Source organism: Microbacterium sp. 11MF, from assembly GCF_000383475.1.
GTDB lineage: Bacteria > Actinomycetota > Actinomycetes > Actinomycetales > Microbacteriaceae > Microbacterium > Microbacterium aquilitoris.
Window position 1 is genome coordinate 292,261 of record NZ_KB911459.1, and the last position, 16,019, is coordinate 308,279.

Consider the following 16,019-nt stretch of genomic DNA (forward strand, 5'->3'; position numbering starts at 1 on the left):
GAGCCTGACGTGGAGACGAAGGAGGGCCCCATGGCCACCGAGAAGGATCCGCACGCGACGCTCATCGACCTGCTGCCGAAGTTCCGCTTCGCGATGGTCACGACGATGAACGAGGAGGGGGCGCACGTCGCTCGCCCGTTGACGGTGCAGGACCGGGAGTTCGACGGAGACCTGTGGTTCATCGTCGGTCGCGACTCGTCGGTCGTGGCGCACGTCGCGGCGCGCCCCTCGGTCGGCGTCGCGCTGAGCACGAACGACGCCTGGGTGTCGCTCGCCGGCGACGCCGAGGTCGTGGACGACCTCGAGCGTCTGCGCGAGTACTGGTCGCCCGCCGTCGAGGCGTGGTTCCCCGACGGTCCGGAGGACCCGAACGTGACGCTCCTGAAGATCGACGCCGCGTCGGGGGAGTACTGGAGCAGCCCGGGCGGCGCGGTCGCCTCGATCATCAGCCTCGTCAAGTCGAAGGTGACGGGGGAGCCCTACGAGGGTCGCAACGACACCGTCGATCTCTGATCGGATGCGGCTGTCAAGGCCCTCTGCCCGCGGCGGCGGCCTGCGTACCGTCGTCCTCACGTGACCGACAGCGACCGGAAGGACCGCGATGAGCGACACGAACGGCTCGGACGAGCACAACACCCACGGTGTCCCCGACGACCAGTCCGAGGCGGACACCGCATCGGGCGGCTCGCCCGATGAGAACCCGCCGGTGACGACGGACGAGGACGGGACTCCCATCGAGAACCCCTCGGGCGGCTGAGCCTCCCGACGTCAGGACCGCCGTCGTGCGGGGACCTCGGTCCTCAGCGCGACGGCGGTTCCTCGTTCCGGCGGGCGCGGGTCGGTGGCCAACCGGGCGTGGGTTTCGACGTCGTATCGCTCATCGCCGTAGCGGAGCTTCTCGCGCTCGACACCCTCAGCGAGGTATCCCGCGGCATGCGCGACGCGGCAGGATGCCGGGTTGTTCACCCGGTGACCGAGTTCCAACCGGTGGAGCCCGGCGTCCAACGCCCACTCGCTGACGCGGACGAGAGCGCGGGCCGCGACCCCCTGCCCGCGGGCGGCGGGGGCGAGCCAGTACGACATCCACGCCGTCTGGTGGCGGAACTCGATGCCGGTGGCCGCGACGTTCCCGACCGCATGGCCGTCGACCTCGATCGCCCAGTTCTTCGCGGCGTCATCGAAGCGCAGGAAGCGCTCGATGAAGCTCCGCGCCGCAGAGGCATCGGTCAGGTCGGTGCCGCCGAACTGCGACGCGAGATCATGGCCGGCGCGAGCGGCACGGCTGAGGTCGTCGGCATCGTCGAGGGTCCAGGGGCGCAGGAGGATGGGCATCTCCGGCATCCTGCCAGCTGATCAGAAGTGCGAGAGCAGTGACGGGCCGAAGGCGACCGCGAGCGCGACGGGAACGATGAGGAGGCTCGTCGCCGCGATCCCGATCGCGAGGATGGTGCCGAGCACCGACAGCACGGCGGCGCGGGTCGCGGTTGCTCCGTGCGAGCGGGAGTGCGGGGTGGTCGAGAGCGTCGCGGTAGCCATGTCTCGACGCTACGAACCGGCGCGTTCGTCGGCATCAGCCCTGGGGTTCGAGGGCGTCATCCTTCGGGATGATGTTGCGTCATCATGGCAGGATCGGGCCATGCCGACACGACTCGACATCGATGGGCTCGCCAACGTGAGAGAGCTGGGCGGCCTCGAACGCCGAGACGGCTCGCGCACCCCGACGGGGGTCTTCATCCGGGCGGAGACGCTCGACCGCGTGAGCAACGCGGGGTGGGATCGCCTGCGCGCTCACGGGGTGCGGACGGTCATCGACCTGCGCCGGCCCGAAGAGACGAGCGGCGAGGTTCCCGCCGACATCGTCCGTCACCAGGTCGATCTCGACGGTGACGAGCGCGACTTCTGGGCGTCCCGCGAGAGCGACGGTCAGTGGGGGACCCCGCTCTACTACGCGGACCACCTCGCCGAGCTGCCGCATCGGCTCGCCGGTGTCCTGACCGCGATCGCGCAGGCGCCTGACGGAGCGGTGCTGTTCCACTGCGGCGCCGGGTGGGATCGCACCGGCCTGGTCGCGGCGGTCCTCCTCAAGGCGGTCGGTGCGACCGAGGATGCCGCGGCAGGCGACTACCTCGCGTCGTTCGACAACGCCCCGACGATGGTCGACCTCCACGCCCGCTCGTTCGAGGTCGACGAGCGCCGCGCCGTGCTGGCCCGCTTCGGTCACACCCCGGAATCGGCGTTCCGCGCCATGTGGCGTGGACTCGACCTCGACCCCTGGCTGCGCACTCACCTCGACGTTCGCGCCGTCGAGGTGGTGACGACCTGGCGCGGCACCGTCGCACCGGCACCGGACCTGTCCAGCGTCGATCGGTAGACTCGCAGCGGGCCACGACATGGCCCCCGGACGAGGGTTCAGTACCCGGTGAGCGACAAGACTGGCCAGGGGGTCAGTGATCGTGTCATGGATCGTTCTCATCATCGCCGGGGTCCTCGAAGCCGTGTGGGCGACGGCACTCGGCCGTTCCGAAGGCTTCACCAAGCTGTGGCCCACCGTCGTCTTCGCCGTGGCTCTCGTCGCCAGCATGGGCGGCCTCGCCTTCGCGCTCCGCGACATCCCGACCGGCACCGGCTATGCCGTCTGGGTCGGCATCGGCGCGACCCTCACCGTGGTCTGGGCGATGGTGACCGGGGCGGAATCGGTCTCCCTCGTGAAGGTGTTGCTGGTCCTCGGTCTCGTCGCCTGCATCGTCGGACTGAAGCTCGTCTCGGACTGACGCCCCGAGCTGTCAACCCCGAGCGGTCGCGCGACGCGGGACGTTAGCGTCGGCTCCACGCAGACGACACCGACCACGGAGGACGACATGTCAGGCGACGAGCGCAGCACCGACGACAACGCCTACGAGGGGCCCGATGTGGAGCTCCCCACCCACGACGGCGCGGTGCCCGGCGGCATCCCGCCGTTCGGTCATCCTGTCGATCCCGACGCCGACGAGACCGACTGACCCGTACGCGGGAACGACGAAGGGGACCCGGCTGATGCCGAGTCCCCTTCGCTTCACTGTGCCCCCGGAGGGATTCGAACCCCCGACTTCTGGTACCGGAAACCAACGCTCTATCCCCTGAGCTACGGAGGCGTACCGATCGAGACTATCACCGGTGCGGCGGCCCTCGCGCCCACCGTCGACCCGTCGCATAGCCTGGCTGCATGACGTCTTCCGCGCCCGTCCCCGCCGCGCGGGCGCAGCTGATCGACCTCGTCGCATCGGTCGCGAGCGGCGCCCCGCAGCCCGGGTTCGAGGTCCTCCGTGGGATGCCGGCGGTGCCGGGAGCGCGGCCCGCCGCCGTCCTGATCCTCTTCGGCGTCCTCGACGACGTCCCCGCCGATCGGGAACATCCCGACGGTGCGATCTCCCGCGACCTGGACGTCCTGCTCCTCTCCCGCGCCGAGACCCTGCGCGCGCATCCCGGTCAGGTCGCGTTCCCGGGCGGACGCGTCGATCCCGGCGACGCCGACGTCATCGCGGCATCCCTCCGCGAAGCGCGGGAGGAGACCGGCCTGGACGTCGACGGCGTGGAGATCCTCGGCGCGCTCGACCCGATCCCGCTCGAGTTCTCCCGGCACCTCGTCACTCCGGTGCTCGCCTGGTGGCGTCGCCCGTCCGCCGTCGGCGTCGTCGACGAAGCCGAGTCGGTGGACGTGTTCCGCGCACCCGTCGCCGACCTGCTCGACCCCGCGCACCGCGGCGTGACCGTCATCAGGACCGATCGCGGCGAGTTCCGAGGCCCCGCCTTCCTCATCCCCACGGCGCGCGGCGAGAGGCTCGTGTGGGGGTTCACCGCGATGATCCTCGACGGCCTGTTCTCGCGCCTCGGGTGGACGGAGCCCTGGGACCGCGACCGGGTGATCCTCCTGCCGGATCAGAACGCGTAGTAGTTCGCGTAGTCCGTCAGCAGCAGATCGGTCGCGTCCTCGGGGACGAGGTAGGCGACCAGGCCGGTCACCTTCTCGCCTTCGTCGATCATCCCGGCATCCCGGAGGAGCGTCGTGTCGTCGTCACCCACCACGAAGGCGTTCGGATACACCGCGCCGTCGGGTGTGGCCAGGGCCAGGTCATAGGTCGGGAAGGTGGCCGAAACGCCGTACGGGTCGAGTCCGGTCACCGTCATCTCGACGAGGACGTACCGCTGCCCGTCGATCGCGGCGCCGTTGTACGAGTTCCACGACAGGACCTCGTTCGTCGCGTCGTCGTTGACGATCCGGATGTCGGCCGAGTACTCCTCGCCGATCGAGGACTCCGACACGTAGGGGAGCGGGAGGGGATCGTCGATCGAACCGGGACCGCTCTCGGGCGCGTAGGGCCGGATGCCGGGGGCCGAGGGAGACGCCTCGGGGAGGGGATCCGCGGTGCCGTAGTCGTCCTCGGAGGAGGAGGTCGCCGGGAACCAGATGAGCGCCGCGATCGAGAAGGTCACGAGCGCCGACCAGACGAGGGCGAGTCCCGACAGGACGGTCCCCGTCACCGACAGCCCCTTCGGCTGACGCCGCACGAGGGCCATGATCCCGAAGACCGATCCCGTGATCGCGACCAGGAGCCCGAAGAAGGGGATCCAGGCGAAGATCATCGCCGCGATGCCGATCGAGAGCGCGGCGATGGACAGCCCCTGCTGCTTCGGCGGCGCATACGGCGCCGTCGAATAGCCGGGGTACCCCGAGTACACCGGAGGCGTGCCGGGCGCCGAGCTTGCATAGGGCGGGACAGCGGGCGGAGGCACGGGCGCACCGGGAGCGGGGGAGGCGGGCAGGTAGGCGGGCGCCGCGTGCCAGGCCGATCCATCCCAGTAGCGCAGTTCGTTGCCGGCATGCGGTGCCGGGTACCAGCCGGCTGGCGTCGTCTCGCTCACGTCTTGATCCCCCTCGTCGATGCGAACGGAACGCGGACGGTGCCGCCTTCCACGTCGAGGGTACAAGCGCAAGGGGACGAGCATCTGCGGCCGCCCACCGTAGCGTCGGGGGTTGACGAAAGGAGCCTCCCCATGGCAACCATCACGATCATCGGCGGACACGGAAAAGTCGGCCTGCTGCTCGCCCCTCTCCTCGTCGACGCGGGGCACCAGGTGACCTCCGTCATCCGCAACCCCGACCACCGAGACGACGTCGAGCGGACGGGCGCGACCGCCCTCGTCGCCGATGTCGCGGCATCCGACACCGACGCCATCACCGAACTCCTCGCCGACAGCGACGCGGTCGTGTGGTCGGCGGGCGCGGGTGGCGGCTCGCCGGAGCGGACCTATGCGGTCGACCGGGACGCCGCGATCCGTTCCATCGACGCGGCGGTCGCCGCCGAGGCGCGCCGGTACGTCATGGTGTCGTACTTCGGCGCCGGACCCGACCACGGCGTCGACCCCTCCGACGACTTCTTCGCGTATGCGGAATCGAAGGCCGCGGCCGATGAGCACCTTCGCGGTGCGGACCTCGACTGGACGATCCTCGCCCCGTCCGCTCTGACGCTCGACGACCCCACCGGTCGGATCGACGCAGATGCCGACAAGGGCACGTCGGTGTCGCGGGCGGACGTCGCCGCAGTGATCGCCGCAGCCCTGGCGGATCCGACCACGATCGGCCGGACGATCTCGTTCAACAGCGGCGACCAGCCGATCGCCGAGGCGATCCGGGCCTGAGTCGCACCGCGGTCAGGGGCCGACGGGTTCCGGTGCGTCGTCGCGGGTCGCGCCGGCATCCGTCGTCGCACTGCGCTCGGTGAGGGCCGCGAACAGCTTCTCGGCGAGGTACTCGTGGCCCCGGTCGGAGGGGTGTTTGCGGCCCGCGCCGGTGTCGATCATCTCGAGGTAGTTCGCCGGGGTCAGCCACTGCTCCTGCAGGGGCGAGATGTACCACCAGTGGCGGGCGTCCGCGGCGGCCTCGAGGTCGGCGTCGATGCGGGCGGTCCCCTCGTCGATGGGGAACTCGTGGGGTGTCGGGCCGAAGATGACGATCTGCGCGCGGGGGTAGAGACGCTCGAACGTGTTCCACGTGGCATCCACGGCCTCGCGGTACCCGCGCTCGCCCTGATGACGGTCGTTGATGGACCCCTGGATGACGATGAGGTCGTAGTCCGCGGCGGCATCGAGCGCCTCGGCGCGGCGGCGGAAGTCCGGTCCGTCGTAGCCGGGCCTCATGTATCCCGATCCGCGGACGCCGTCGACCGTGACGTTCCAGCCGCTCAGCCAGCCCAGGCGGTACGCGTAGCCCTCCGTCGGAAGGGTCGCCGCCGATCCGTACGTCCAGGAATCCCCGAACACGAGCACGTCGGCGTTGGCCGGGATGGACAGGGGCTCGACCTCGGAGACGGCGCCGACAGAGGTCGCTGCCTCCACGCTCGGCGTCGTCCGCCAGGGTTGCCATGCGGCGAGAGCGACGATCGCCGCCACTCCGCCGGCGACGATGCTCAGCCCCCAGTTACGCGCGCGACGATCAGACCCCATGCGACGAGGGTAAGCGATCATCGGCGGTGTCTGTGCCACTGTTCACCTGGCCGACACATGTCGTCCGCGTGCGAGGATTGCCCGGTGCAGCGTGTCGTCCGAGCCCAACTCGATCTCGACGTCGAAGGGGAGCTCGACCTCATCCTCTCGATTGCCGTGGCCGACGGCGTGCCGGTCGTCCACGAGGATCTCCGTCTCGAGCGGGACGGTCGCGTGCTCGTCCCGACGGTGATGACGGATGCCGCGGGCACACGCCTCCACCGCCTCCGGGTCGACGCGGGCCCGGTTCGAGTGTCCTACGACGCCCGCGTCGTGGGGAGCGCGGCGCCGCAGCCCGCCAGCGCTCTCGACACCGCGGTCTACCTCCGCCCCAGCCGGTACGCGCCGTCGGACTCGGTGTTCGCGCAGGCGCGCCGCCAGTTCGGGGGGCTTCGGGGAACGGACCTCCTCGCCGCCGTCGAGGCGTTCGTCGCCGAGACCGTCACCTACTCGCCGGGGCTGTCGCTCGGCACGGACTCGGCCGTCACGACGCTTGCGAGCGGGACGGGCGTCTGCCGCGACTACGCGCACCTGGTGATCGCGCTCCTGCGGGCGATGGACGTGCCCGCCCGGTACGTCGCCTGCTACGCGCCGGGCCTCGTGCCGATGGACTTCCACGCGGTCGCGGAGGCGTGGATCGACGGGCGCTGGCTGGTCGTCGACGCCACGCGACTGTCCAACCGTCGGGGCCTGGTCCGGATCTCGACGGGAAGGGATGCCGCCGACTGCGCGTTCCTCAGCTACTACGGCGCCAATCTGGGCCTCCGACGGATGTTCGTCGACGCACGCGTCGAAGCGGACGACGCGGACCCCGAGGCGGCATCCGATCCACTCCGGGACGATCGCGCGAGCCTCGTCGCGCTGGCCTGAGCGTCATGGGACATCGCCGCACGGTGGCTCGAGCCGTTCTGATGATTAGGGTGGGGCACAACACATGGGGGAGCTGAACGTGACAACCGCCGACGACGCGATCAGACGCGCCATCATCGAGGAGTACGGCGTGCTCGGGGGAGCCCCCGAGCCCGACCTGCAGGGCCTCGTCCAGTTGGCCGCCACGGTGTGCGGGGTCCCCACCGCCGTGATCAACATCATCGACGATCGCTTCCAGCATCAGATCGCTGCCGTCGGGATCGAGCCGGCTGTCTGCAGCCGTGAGGATTCGATGTGCGCCGTCGTGTTCCGCAAGCCGGGGCACACCGTCGTCAGCGACGCGGCTCTCGACGAGCGCTTCGCCGCCAACCCGTTCGTGACCGGTGAGGTCGCCAACGTGCGTTTCTACGCCTCGAGCCCCCTCATCACCCCGATGGGCGTCCCGATCGGCACCATCTGCATCTTCGATGACGTACCCCGCGAGATGCCGGAGGACGAGAGCGCCGCCCTCGCCCTCATCGCCCATCAGATCGTCGACGTCCTCGAGCTGCGCCGCCTGACCCGGGAACTCGGCGAGTCGAACGAGCAGCTCGAGAACTTCGCGGCACAGGTCGCGCACGACCTCCGGAACCCTCTCACGGCCCTGACCGGGTACATCGAGCTCGCCTCCGAGGTGCCCGAGGTCGCCGAGACCCCCGCGGCGTCTCGCGCACTCGCTCGCGCCGAGTCCGTCGCCGACCGCATGTCCGGCATGATCGCCCGTCTCCTCGACTACGCGAGCGTCGGCGGTGCGCCGATCCGCCGCACCTCGGTCGAGGTCGGTCCGCTGATCGCCTCGACGATGGACGACCTGAGGACCGCCGGCCTCGACAACGGCGCCGACGTGACGGTCGACGCATCCGTCCCCGTGCCCGCCGATCCGACCCTTCTCGGCGTCCTGCTGCAGAACCTCGTCGGCAACGCCGTGAAGTTCGCGGGCGCCGGCGGACGCGCGCCGGCGATCACGGTGTCGGTCGGAACAGTGGCCGCGGGTGTACGGATCACGGTCGACGACAACGGCCCGGGCGTCCCGGTCGCCGAGCGGGACCTCGTGTTCGAGCCGCTCGAGCGAGGATCGAACGTCGACGTCCCCGGCTTCGGCATCGGCCTCGCCACGTGCAATCGGATCGTCCAGTCCCACGGCGGCCGCATGGGCATCGACGAGTCGCCCTCCGGCGGTGCCCGCGTCTGGGTGGTCCTGCCGTCGGCGTGAGGACCCCCTGAAACGTAGACTTGACGGGCTATGACTCCAGAAGCCCTCTCCGCAGCCCTTCTCGCCGTCGTCTCCCCGCTCGTGGAGGCGCGACGACCCGGCTCCGGTGAGGCTCTGACGCTCGCCGACTTCCCCGTCGAGCGCCCGAAGAACCGCGACCACGGCGATTGGGCATCCAACGCCGCGCTGAAGCTGTCGAAGCAGGTCGGTGCGAACCCGCGCGAGTTCGCGGCCGAGGTCGCCGACGCGCTCGCTGCCGTCGACGGCATCGCCTCGGTCGAGGTCGCCGGCCCCGGGTTCATCAACATCCGACTGGATGCCGCCGCTGCCGGCGCGCTCGCGAAGACGATCGTCGAGGCGGGCACGGCCTTCGGGCACGGGCGCTCGCAAGAGGGCAACACGATCAACCTCGAGTTCGTCAGCGCGAACCCGACCGGTCCCATGCACATCGGGCACACGCGCTGGGCCGCTCTCGGCGACGCGATCGCCCGTCTGCTGCTCGCGAGCGGCGCGACCCTCGTCCGCGAGTTCTACATCAACGACGCCGGCGCGCAGATGGACCGGTTCGGTCGCTCGGTGCTCGCCCGCATGCAGGGCGAGCCGGCTCCCGAGGACGGCTACGCCGGGGCCTACATCGACGACCTCGCGGCGCGTGTCGCCGAGGCCGAGCCCGGCATCGCCGACCTGCCCGAGGACGCACGCGTGGCCGCGGCCCGCGACAAGGCCTACGAACTGCAGCTCGCGGAGCTCCAGGCATCCCTCGAGAAGTTCAACGTCCACTTCGACGTCTTCTTCAGCGAGCGGACGCTGCACGCGAAGAGCGCAGACGGTGGCCCGAGCCTCGTCGACGAGGCCGTCGACCGCCTGCGTGCGCAGGGTCACGTCTTCGACGCCGACGGCGCCGTGTGGGTGCGCACCACCGACTTCGGCGACGACAAGGACCGCGTCATCCGCCGCTCGAACGGGGAGTACACGTACTTCGCCGCCGACGCCGCCTACTACCTGAACAAGGGCGACCGCGGTTTCGCGCACAAGATCTACCTGCTCGGCGCCGACCACCACGGTTACGTGCACCGCCTGAAGGCGCTCGCCGGCGCGGCCGGCGACGACCCCGAGAAGGACATCGAGGTCCTCATCGGGCAGCTCGTCTCCATCAACGGGGCGCGCCTCTCCAAGCGCGCCGGCAACATCATCGAGCTCGACGACCTGCGCGAATGGCTCGGGACCGACGCGTTGCGCTACTCGCTCGCGCGCTACCCGGCCGATTCGCCGCTCACGCTCGACCCCGAGATCCTGCAGAAGCGGACGAACGACAACCCGGTCTTCTACGTGCAGTATGCCCACGCGCGCACGCACAACGTCGCCCGCAACGCCGCCGATTCCGGCGTCGCGCGCGACGCGTTCGCTCCCGAGCTGCTCACGCACGAGACCGAGTCCGCGCTCCTGGGCGCGCTGCAGGAGTTTCCGCGCCTCGTCGCCTTCGCGGCGGAGCTGCGCGAACCGCACCGCATCGCCCGGTACCTCGAGGAGCTCGCGAGCCTCTACCACCGCTGGTACGACTCGTGCCGCGTCACCCCGCTCGGCGACGAGGAGGTCACGGACGTGCACCGCACGCGCCTGTGGCTGAACGACGCGACGGGTCAGGTCCTGCGCAACGGACTCGACCTGCTCGGCGTCAGCGCGCCCGAACGGATGTGACGTGGTGACCGTGACCGAGGTCCGGCCTGCTCGCCGTCGTCCCCGTAGAGGGGTCACGTGGGCGGTCGTCATCGTCCTCGCGGTCGTCGGACTCCTCGTCGCGGCGGAGGTCGCGGCACGCATCGTCACGCCGCAGATCATCCGCGATCAGATCGTCCAGAACGTCGGCCTCCCGGCCGACCAGAAGATCGACGTCGACATCCCCGCGCCGCTCCTGCTGCCTCTCGTCGTGGTCGGACAGCTGCCCGAGATCAGGCTGAGCGCTGACGATGTCGAGCTCAACGGCATCACGGCGGACGTCGACGTGACGGCGCAAGACGTGCCGATGTACACCGGTGCCGATTGGTCGTCCGCGAACGCGACGGTCGTGTTGGATCAGGCTCAGACCCGCGCCCTGCTGTCGAAGGTGGACGGCTTCCCGGCGGAGTCGGTGACGCTCGATCCGCCCGACGTCGCCCTCGACACCGCGTTCCCGATCCTCGGCACGTCGGTCCCTGTGGGGGTGACCCTGTCGCCCGCCGCCCGCGACGGCCAGATCGTCCTGTCGCCCACGACGTTCCGTCTCGGCGGCGCAGATGTGTCGGCCGACGCGCTCCGCCAGCAGCTCGGTCCGCTCGTCGGCTCGATGCTGGAGGAGCTGCCGGTCTGCGTGTCTCAGTACCTGCCGAAGGCGATGACCCTCACGGGTGTCTCCGTCGCGGAGCGCGGGATCGTCGCGGACTTCGAGATCGACAGTGCCATCCTCCGCGACAAGGCCGCGCAGGAACCCGGTTCCTGCGACGGCGACCGCTAGCGTCACGGAGCCGGGGTGCTCCGCCCCGGTGCCCTAGACTGTGGGCACCGTCGGGGCGTGGCCACACCGCCCGACGTACCCGTTCCCACCCCGATTGGTGCCCCTGCGTGTCCACCACCTCCGACCGTCCCGCCGTGCCCGAGTGGCTGACTCAGCCGCATGACGCGAACGCGCTCGTCGAGGCCGTGTGGCCCGAGGGAGCCGTCCGTGACGACGCCGGGGCGATCGTCTTCGGGGGAGTGTCCGCGGCGGAGCTCGCCGAGCGGTTCGGCACCCCGCTGTACGTCGTCGACGAGGACCTCGTCCGCGCTCGCGCCCGCGAGGTGCTGACGGCGTTCCGGGACGCCGCGGCCCGCCACGGCGGCACGGCCCGGGTCTACTACGCGGGCAAGGCTCTGCTCACGACCGACGTCGTGCGCTGGGTCACCGCCGAGGGTCTCGGTGTCGACGTCGCCAGCGGCGGCGAGCTCGCCGTCGCGCTCGCGGCGGGAGCGGACCCTGCCCGCCTGGGCCTCCACGGCAACAACAAGCTGCCGTCCGAGATCAGCCGCGCGGTTCGGGTCGGCGTCGGCTCCATCGTCATCGACTCGCTCGTCGAGATCGAGCGGATCGCCGCCGAAGCCGAGTCCCAGGGGCGCGTTCAGACCGTCCTCATCCGCGTCAACAGCGGCGTGCACGCCGAGACCCATGACTTCCTGGCGACGGCCCACGAGGATCAGAAGTTCGGCTTCGCGCTGACGGATGCCGAGGCCGCCGTGGCACGCATCCGAGAACTTCCGTGGCTGCGCTTCGCGGGACTGCACTGCCACATCGGCTCGCAGATCTTCGGGACTGCCGGCTTCGCCGAGTCCGCCGCTCGTGTCGTGGAGCTGCACGCCCGGCTCCGCGAGGGAGGCGACGTTCCCCTCCTGAACCTCGGCGGCGGCTTCGGCATCGCCTATACGTCGAAGGACGACCCGACCCCGATCGCGAAGCTCGCCGACGGCATCGTCGCGGCGGTCGGGCGCGAGTGCGAGAGCCGCGGCATCCCGATGCCCGAGCTCGCCTTCGAGCCGGGCCGCACCATCGTCGGACGCGCCGGGGTGACCCTCTACCGGGTCGGCACGGTGAAGCCGGTGCGCGTCTCGGACGACCTCGAACGGCTCTACGTGAGCGTCGACGGCGGCATGAGCGACAACGCCCGCACAGCCCTGTACGGCGCGGACTACAGCGCGCGCATCGCGAGCCGCCGGAGCGACTCCGCCCCCGCTCTCACGCGCGTCGTGGGGCGCCACTGCGAGGCGGGCGACATCGTGGTGTCGGACGAGTACCTGCCCGGTGACGTCGAGCCCGGCGACCTCGTCGCCGTCGCGGCGACAGGCGCCTATTGCTTCTCGCTCGCGAGCAACTACAACTACCTGACCCGACCTCCCGTCGTGGCCGTGAGTGCCGGCACAGCTCGGCTGATCGTCCGCGGCGAGGACGAGAACGACCTGCTGGCGCGCGACCTCGGCGTCGCACCGGCATCCCGCACCTCCGAGGAGTCCGCATGATCGAACCCCGCCGCCTGCGCGTCGCGCTCCTGGGAGCCGGCGCCGTCGGATCCCAGGTCGCCCGGCTGCTGCTGACCCACGCCGACGAACTCGCCGACCGAGCCGGAGCACCGCTCGACCTCGTCGGGATCGCCGTCCGCGACGTCGACGCCCCGCGCGAAGCGGACCTTCCCCGCGACCTGTTCACGACCGACGCCGACACCCTCATCGCGGGCGCCGACATCGTGATCGAGGTCACCGGGGGGCTCGAGCCCGCCCGCACCCGCATCCTCCACGCCCTCTCCTCCGGCGCCGACGTCGTCACGGCGAACAAGGCGCTCCTGGCGACCCACGGCAGCGAGATCTTCGACGCCGCCGACCAGGTCGGGGCCACCGTCGCCTACGAGGCGGCCGTCGCCGGCGCGATCCCGATCATCCGGCCGCTCCGCGACTCGCTCGCCGGCGACCGGGTGCGACGGATCATGGGCATCGTCAACGGCACGACGAACTACATCCTCGACCGCATGGACCGCGAAGGTCTCGGCTTCGACGAGGTGCTCGCCGAAGCGCAGCGGCTCGGCTACGCCGAGGCCGACCCGACGGCGGATGTCGAGGCGTACGACGCCGCGCAGAAGGCGGCGATCCTCGCGAGCCTCGCCTTCCACACGACCGTGCCGCTCGACGCCGTGCACCGCGAAGGCATCACGGCCGTGGATGCCGGCGTCATCGAGGCCGCCCGCAAGGCCGGCTACGTCGTCAAGCTCCTGGCCGTGTGCGAACGTCTCGTCGACCAGCCCGACGCCGCGCCGCACGGCGAGGCGATCTCGGTCCGCGTCTACCCCGCTCTGGTTCCCCGCGAGCACCCCCTCGCCTCGGTGCACGGCGCGAACAACGCCGTGTTCGTCGAGGCCGAGGCCGCCGGCGACCTGATGTTCTACGGCGCGGGTGCCGGGGGAGTGCAGACCGCGTCCGCCGTCCTCGGCGACGTCGTCTCGGCTGCGCGGCGCCACGTCGCGGGCGGACCCGGAGTCGGCGAGTCGACGCGCGGCGGCCTGCCGATCGTGCCGATCGGCCGTATCCGGACGAGCTGCCAGATCACGCTCGAAGTCGATGACCGGCCGGGTGTGCTCGCCACCGTCGCCGGCATCCTCAGCGACGGGAACGTGTCCATCGCGACCGTCGAACAGACCACCTCGGGCGGCGCCGTCGCCCAGGACAGCGGGGATGCCGTCGCGCACCTCGTCATCGGAACCCACACGGCCCGGGAGCAGGACCTGGCCGACACCGTCGAGCGCCTCGCTGCCACCAGCGCGGTGCGTCGGGTGGTCTCGGTCCTGCGGGTAGAAGGAGACTGACATGGCACACGTCTGGCGCGGAGTCCTCCGCGAGTACGCCGATCGACTGGGCGTCACCGACGCCTCGACCGTCGTGACGCTCGGCGAGGGCGGCACCCCGCTCATCCCGGCGGCGTCGCTGTCGCGCATCACCGGAGCCGATGTCTACATCAAGTTCGAGGGCATGAACCCGACGGGCTCGTTCAAGGACCGCGGCATGACCGTCGCCCTCTCCCGTGCCGTCGAGCACGGAGCCGAGGCCGTCATCTGCGCGTCGACCGGCAACACCTCGGCATCCGCGGCCGCGTACGCCGCGCACGCCGGCATCACGGCCGCCGTCCTCGTCCCCGAGGGCAAGATCGCCATGGGCAAGCTCAGCCAGGCCGTCGCCCATGGCGGCCAGCTCATCCAGATCCGCGGCAACTTCGACGACTGCCTCGAGATCGCGCGCGAGCTCGCCGGCGGGTACAAGGTGCACCTCGTCAACTCGGTCAACCCCGACCGCATCGAGGGACAGAAGACGGCCGCCTACGAGGTCGTCAGCCAGCTCGACGACGCCCCCGACTTCCACTTCATCCCCGTCGGCAACGCCGGCAACTACACCGCCTACTCGCGCGGCTACCGCGAAGAGGCCGAGCGCGGCGTCGCGACGCGCGTGCCCCGCATGTTCGGCTTCCAGGCCGAGGGTTCCGCGCCGCTCGTGCGCGGCGAGGTCGTCAAGAACCCCGAGACGATCGCCTCGGCCATCCGCATCGGCAACCCCGCGTCCTGGGACCTCGCCCTCGAAGCCCGCGCAGCCACCGACGGCTGGTTCGGCGCGATCGACGACGAGCGCATCCTCGCGGCGCAGAAGCTCCTCGCGGGCACCGTCGGCGTCTTCGTCGAGCCGGCGTCGGCGATCAGCGTCGCCGGTCTGCTCGACCGTGCCGAGGCGGGTGTCATCCCGAACGGCGCCAAGGTCGTCCTCACCGTCACCGGCCACGGCCTGAAGGACCCGCAGTGGGCGCTCCGCAACCCCGACGGCTCGCAGGTCGAGCCCATCGTCGTGGACGCGGCGACCAGCGAGGTGGCCTCCGCGCTCGACCTCACCCGCGTGGCGGGATGACGCTCGCGGGGCGCTCCGTCGCCGTTCGCGTCCCCGCGACGAGCGCCAACCTCGGGCCCGGCTTCGACACGCTCGGTCTCGCCCTGAGCGTCCATGACGAACTCGTCGTGACCGCGCTCGACGGTCCGGGTCTCGAGATCGAGGTTTCGGGGGAGGGGGCCGCCGACGTCCCGACGGATGCCTCGCACCTCGTGGTCCGCTCGATGGCGTACGCGTTCGAGGCGGCCGGCCGGCCGATGCCCGGCATCCGTCTGCGCGCGCGCAACGTGATCCCGCACGGCCGCGGGATGGGATCCTCCGGTGCCGCCGTCGTGGCGGGACTGCTCGCGGCGCAGGGACTGCTCGAGGGCGACGTCACCCTCGGCCCCGAGACCCTCTTGCGCCTGGCGACCGAGCTCGAGGGGCACCCCGACAACGTGGCGCCCGCTCTGTTCGGCGGGCTGACCATCGCGTGGATGGACTTCACGGGGCCGCAGCACAAGAAGCTGGCCGTCCACCGCGGCGTCTCACCGCTCGTCTTCGTCCCCGAGTTCACGATGTCGACCTCGGTCGCGCGCGGTCTCGCGCCGCTCCACGTCACGCGCGAGGACGCCGTCTTCAACGTGTCGCGGTCGGCCCTGCTCATCGCGGCGCTGACGCAGAGCCCCGAACTGCTCATGGCGGCGACGGAGGACAAGCTGCACCAGTCCTACCGGGCGCAGGCGATGCCCGCCACCGACGCTCTCGTGCAGGGTCTGCGTGCCGCCGGGTTCGCCGCCGTCGTGTCGGGGGCGGGACCCAGCGTCCTCGTCCTCGCCGACGGGCCGGGACGCCGACTCGAGGCGGTCGATTTCGCCGCGACGTCGACGGACACGCCATGGAAACCTCTCCTGCTGGCCGTCGATGTGCGGGGTGGTACAGTGAGGGACCATACGGAGGATGCCACGTAATCACGTGA

Annotated in this window: 19 protein-coding genes, 1 tRNA gene and 1 riboswitch; of the genes, 15 read left to right on the forward strand and 5 right to left on the reverse strand. The window is 70.9% G+C overall.

What is annotated here, in order from left to right:
• Positions 1-30 precede the first annotated feature (30 nt).
• Entirely contained in the window at positions 31-513 is a 483-nt protein-coding gene (locus H286_RS0101345) for a pyridoxamine 5'-phosphate oxidase family protein (protein ID WP_018188657.1), read from the forward strand.
• 88 nt (positions 514-601) lie between these two features.
• Positions 602-757 (forward strand): hypothetical protein, encoded by a 156-nt coding sequence (locus H286_RS14980; RefSeq protein WP_018188656.1) that lies wholly within the window; start codon positions 602-604, stop codon positions 755-757.
• 11 nt (positions 758-768) lie between these two features.
• On the opposite strand, the gene H286_RS0101355 is transcribed toward H286_RS14980, so the two are convergent.
• Together H286_RS0101355 and H286_RS0101360 are read right to left on the reverse strand one after the other, a co-directional pair.
• Complete coding sequence (locus tag H286_RS0101355; protein ID WP_020096806.1) at positions 769-1,332, reverse strand: GNAT family N-acetyltransferase; 564 nt, start codon at positions 1,330-1,332, stop codon at positions 769-771.
• Between the two features lie 21 nt (positions 1,333-1,353).
• The gene (locus H286_RS0101360; protein ID WP_020096807.1) at positions 1,354-1,536 is read right to left on the reverse strand and encodes a hypothetical protein; all 183 of its coding nucleotides are present in this window, start codon (positions 1,534-1,536) and stop codon (positions 1,354-1,356) included.
• A gap of 100 nt (positions 1,537-1,636) precedes the next feature.
• Between H286_RS0101360 and H286_RS0101365 the strand changes: the two genes are divergently transcribed.
• The 3 genes from H286_RS0101365 (at position 1,637) to H286_RS14985 (ending at position 2,999) form a co-directional block, all read left to right on the forward strand.
• Positions 1,637-2,371, forward strand: a complete 735-nt coding sequence (locus H286_RS0101365; RefSeq protein ID WP_020096808.1) for a tyrosine-protein phosphatase — start codon at positions 1,637-1,639, stop codon at positions 2,369-2,371.
• Between the two features lie 6 nt (positions 2,372-2,377).
• Positions 2,378-2,441: riboswitch (guanidine-III (ykkC-III) riboswitch) on the forward strand.
• A gap of 12 nt (positions 2,442-2,453) precedes the next feature.
• Positions 2,454-2,771, forward strand: coding sequence for a DMT family transporter (locus H286_RS0101370; protein ID WP_026303029.1), 318 nt, complete (start codon positions 2,454-2,456; stop codon positions 2,769-2,771).
• Between the two features lie 87 nt (positions 2,772-2,858).
• Positions 2,859-2,999 (forward strand): hypothetical protein, encoded by a 141-nt coding sequence (locus H286_RS14985; RefSeq protein WP_018188651.1) that lies wholly within the window; start codon positions 2,859-2,861, stop codon positions 2,997-2,999.
• A gap of 59 nt (positions 3,000-3,058) precedes the next feature.
• Here H286_RS14985 and H286_RS0101380 read toward each other — a convergent pair.
• Positions 3,059-3,131: transfer RNA gene (locus H286_RS0101380), tRNA-Arg, on the reverse strand.
• Between the two features lie 71 nt (positions 3,132-3,202).
• On the opposite strand from H286_RS0101380, the gene H286_RS0101385 reads away from it, so the two are divergent.
• Positions 3,203-3,928 carry an NUDIX hydrolase gene (locus H286_RS0101385; RefSeq protein WP_020096809.1) on the forward strand — a complete coding sequence of 242 codons (726 nt, stop codon included), beginning with the start codon at positions 3,203-3,205 and terminating at the stop codon, positions 3,926-3,928.
• Here H286_RS0101385 and H286_RS0101390 read toward each other — a convergent pair.
• Positions 3,916-4,899: a DUF2510 domain-containing protein gene (locus H286_RS0101390; RefSeq protein ID WP_020096810.1), complete on the reverse strand. Its 984-nt coding sequence runs from the start codon at positions 4,897-4,899 to the stop codon at positions 3,916-3,918. The two genes, H286_RS0101385 and H286_RS0101390, sit on opposite strands and share 13 nt — an antisense overlap.
• Before the next feature lie 132 nt (positions 4,900-5,031).
• Here H286_RS0101390 and H286_RS0101395 point away from each other — a divergent pair, with 132 nt between their 5' ends.
• On the forward strand, positions 5,032-5,676 hold the full coding sequence (locus tag H286_RS0101395) for an SDR family oxidoreductase (protein WP_020096811.1): 645 nt from the start codon (positions 5,032-5,034) through the stop codon (positions 5,674-5,676).
• 12 nt (positions 5,677-5,688) lie between these two features.
• Here the strand turns inward: H286_RS0101395 and H286_RS0101400 are convergent, their stop codons facing one another.
• Positions 5,689-6,480: an SGNH/GDSL hydrolase family protein gene (locus H286_RS0101400; RefSeq protein ID WP_020096812.1), complete on the reverse strand. Its 792-nt coding sequence runs from the start codon at positions 6,478-6,480 to the stop codon at positions 5,689-5,691.
• Between the two features lie 84 nt (positions 6,481-6,564).
• Here H286_RS0101400 and H286_RS0101405 point away from each other — a divergent pair, with 84 nt between their 5' ends.
• The 8 genes from H286_RS0101405 to thrB all read left to right on the forward strand — a co-directional run bounded on the left by H286_RS0101405 (position 6,565) and on the right by thrB (position 16,011).
• The gene (locus H286_RS0101405) at positions 6,565-7,389 is read left to right on the forward strand and encodes a transglutaminase-like domain-containing protein (RefSeq protein ID WP_020096813.1); all 825 of its coding nucleotides are present in this window, start codon (positions 6,565-6,567) and stop codon (positions 7,387-7,389) included.
• A 79-nt stretch (positions 7,390-7,468) separates the two neighbouring features.
• Positions 7,469-8,641, forward strand: coding sequence for a sensor histidine kinase (locus tag H286_RS0101410; RefSeq protein WP_231370866.1), 1,173 nt, complete (start codon positions 7,469-7,471; stop codon positions 8,639-8,641).
• 30 nt (positions 8,642-8,671) lie between these two features.
• Positions 8,672-10,339: an arginine--tRNA ligase gene (locus tag H286_RS0101415; RefSeq protein ID WP_020096815.1), complete on the forward strand. Its 1,668-nt coding sequence runs from the start codon at positions 8,672-8,674 to the stop codon at positions 10,337-10,339.
• A 1-nt stretch (position 10,340) separates the two neighbouring features.
• A complete protein-coding gene (locus tag H286_RS0101420; protein ID WP_020665409.1) occupies positions 10,341-11,132 on the forward strand; it encodes an LmeA family phospholipid-binding protein in 792 nt (263 codons plus the stop codon).
• A gap of 107 nt (positions 11,133-11,239) precedes the next feature.
• On the forward strand, positions 11,240-12,664 hold the full coding sequence (gene lysA / locus H286_RS0101425) for a diaminopimelate decarboxylase (protein WP_020096817.1): 1,425 nt from the start codon (positions 11,240-11,242) through the stop codon (positions 12,662-12,664).
• Positions 12,661-13,998, forward strand: coding sequence for a homoserine dehydrogenase (locus tag H286_RS0101430; protein WP_018188641.1), 1,338 nt, complete (start codon positions 12,661-12,663; stop codon positions 13,996-13,998). The genes lysA and H286_RS0101430 overlap by 4 nt, the downstream gene beginning before the upstream one ends.
• 1 nt (position 13,999) lies before the next feature.
• Positions 14,000-15,082, forward strand: coding sequence for a threonine synthase (gene thrC / locus H286_RS0101435; RefSeq protein ID WP_020096818.1), 1,083 nt, complete (start codon positions 14,000-14,002; stop codon positions 15,080-15,082).
• Positions 15,079-16,011, forward strand: a complete 933-nt coding sequence (thrB, locus tag H286_RS0101440; protein WP_020096819.1) for a homoserine kinase — start codon at positions 15,079-15,081, stop codon at positions 16,009-16,011. The genes thrC and thrB overlap by 4 nt, the downstream gene beginning before the upstream one ends.
• Positions 16,012-16,019: the final 8 nt, after the last annotated feature.

What these genes read in the sequence shown, in the direction of transcription:
- H286_RS0101345 (WP_018188657.1), top strand. Translation starts at nt 31, where the DNA reads ATGGCCACCGAGAAGGATCCGCACGCGACGCTCATCGACCTGCTGCCG.
- H286_RS0101415 (WP_020096815.1), top strand. Translation starts at nt 8,672, where the DNA reads ATGACTCCAGAAGCCCTCTCCGCAGCCCTTCTCGCCGTCGTCTCCCCG.
- H286_RS0101365 (WP_020096808.1), top strand. Translation starts at nt 1,637, where the DNA reads ATGCCGACACGACTCGACATCGATGGGCTCGCCAACGTGAGAGAGCTG.
- H286_RS14980 (WP_018188656.1), top strand. Translation starts at nt 602, where the DNA reads ATGAGCGACACGAACGGCTCGGACGAGCACAACACCCACGGTGTCCCC.
- thrB (WP_020096819.1), top strand. Translation starts at nt 15,079, where the DNA reads ATGACGCTCGCGGGGCGCTCCGTCGCCGTTCGCGTCCCCGCGACGAGC.
- H286_RS0101430 (WP_018188641.1), top strand. Translation starts at nt 12,661, where the DNA reads ATGATCGAACCCCGCCGCCTGCGCGTCGCGCTCCTGGGAGCCGGCGCC.
- H286_RS0101355 (WP_020096806.1), bottom strand. Translation starts at nt 1,332, where the DNA reads ATGCCCATCCTCCTGCGCCCCTGGACCCTCGACGATGCCGACGACCTC.
- H286_RS0101385 (WP_020096809.1), top strand. Translation starts at nt 3,203, where the DNA reads ATGACGTCTTCCGCGCCCGTCCCCGCCGCGCGGGCGCAGCTGATCGAC.
- H286_RS0101360 (WP_020096807.1), bottom strand. Translation starts at nt 1,536, where the DNA reads ATGGCTACCGCGACGCTCTCGACCACCCCGCACTCCCGCTCGCACGGA.
- H286_RS0101395 (WP_020096811.1), top strand. Translation starts at nt 5,032, where the DNA reads ATGGCAACCATCACGATCATCGGCGGACACGGAAAAGTCGGCCTGCTG.
- thrC (WP_020096818.1), top strand. Translation starts at nt 14,000, where the DNA reads ATGGCACACGTCTGGCGCGGAGTCCTCCGCGAGTACGCCGATCGACTG.
- H286_RS14985 (WP_018188651.1), top strand. Translation starts at nt 2,859, where the DNA reads ATGTCAGGCGACGAGCGCAGCACCGACGACAACGCCTACGAGGGGCCC.
- H286_RS0101400 (WP_020096812.1), bottom strand. Translation starts at nt 6,480, where the DNA reads ATGGGGTCTGATCGTCGCGCGCGTAACTGGGGGCTGAGCATCGTCGCC.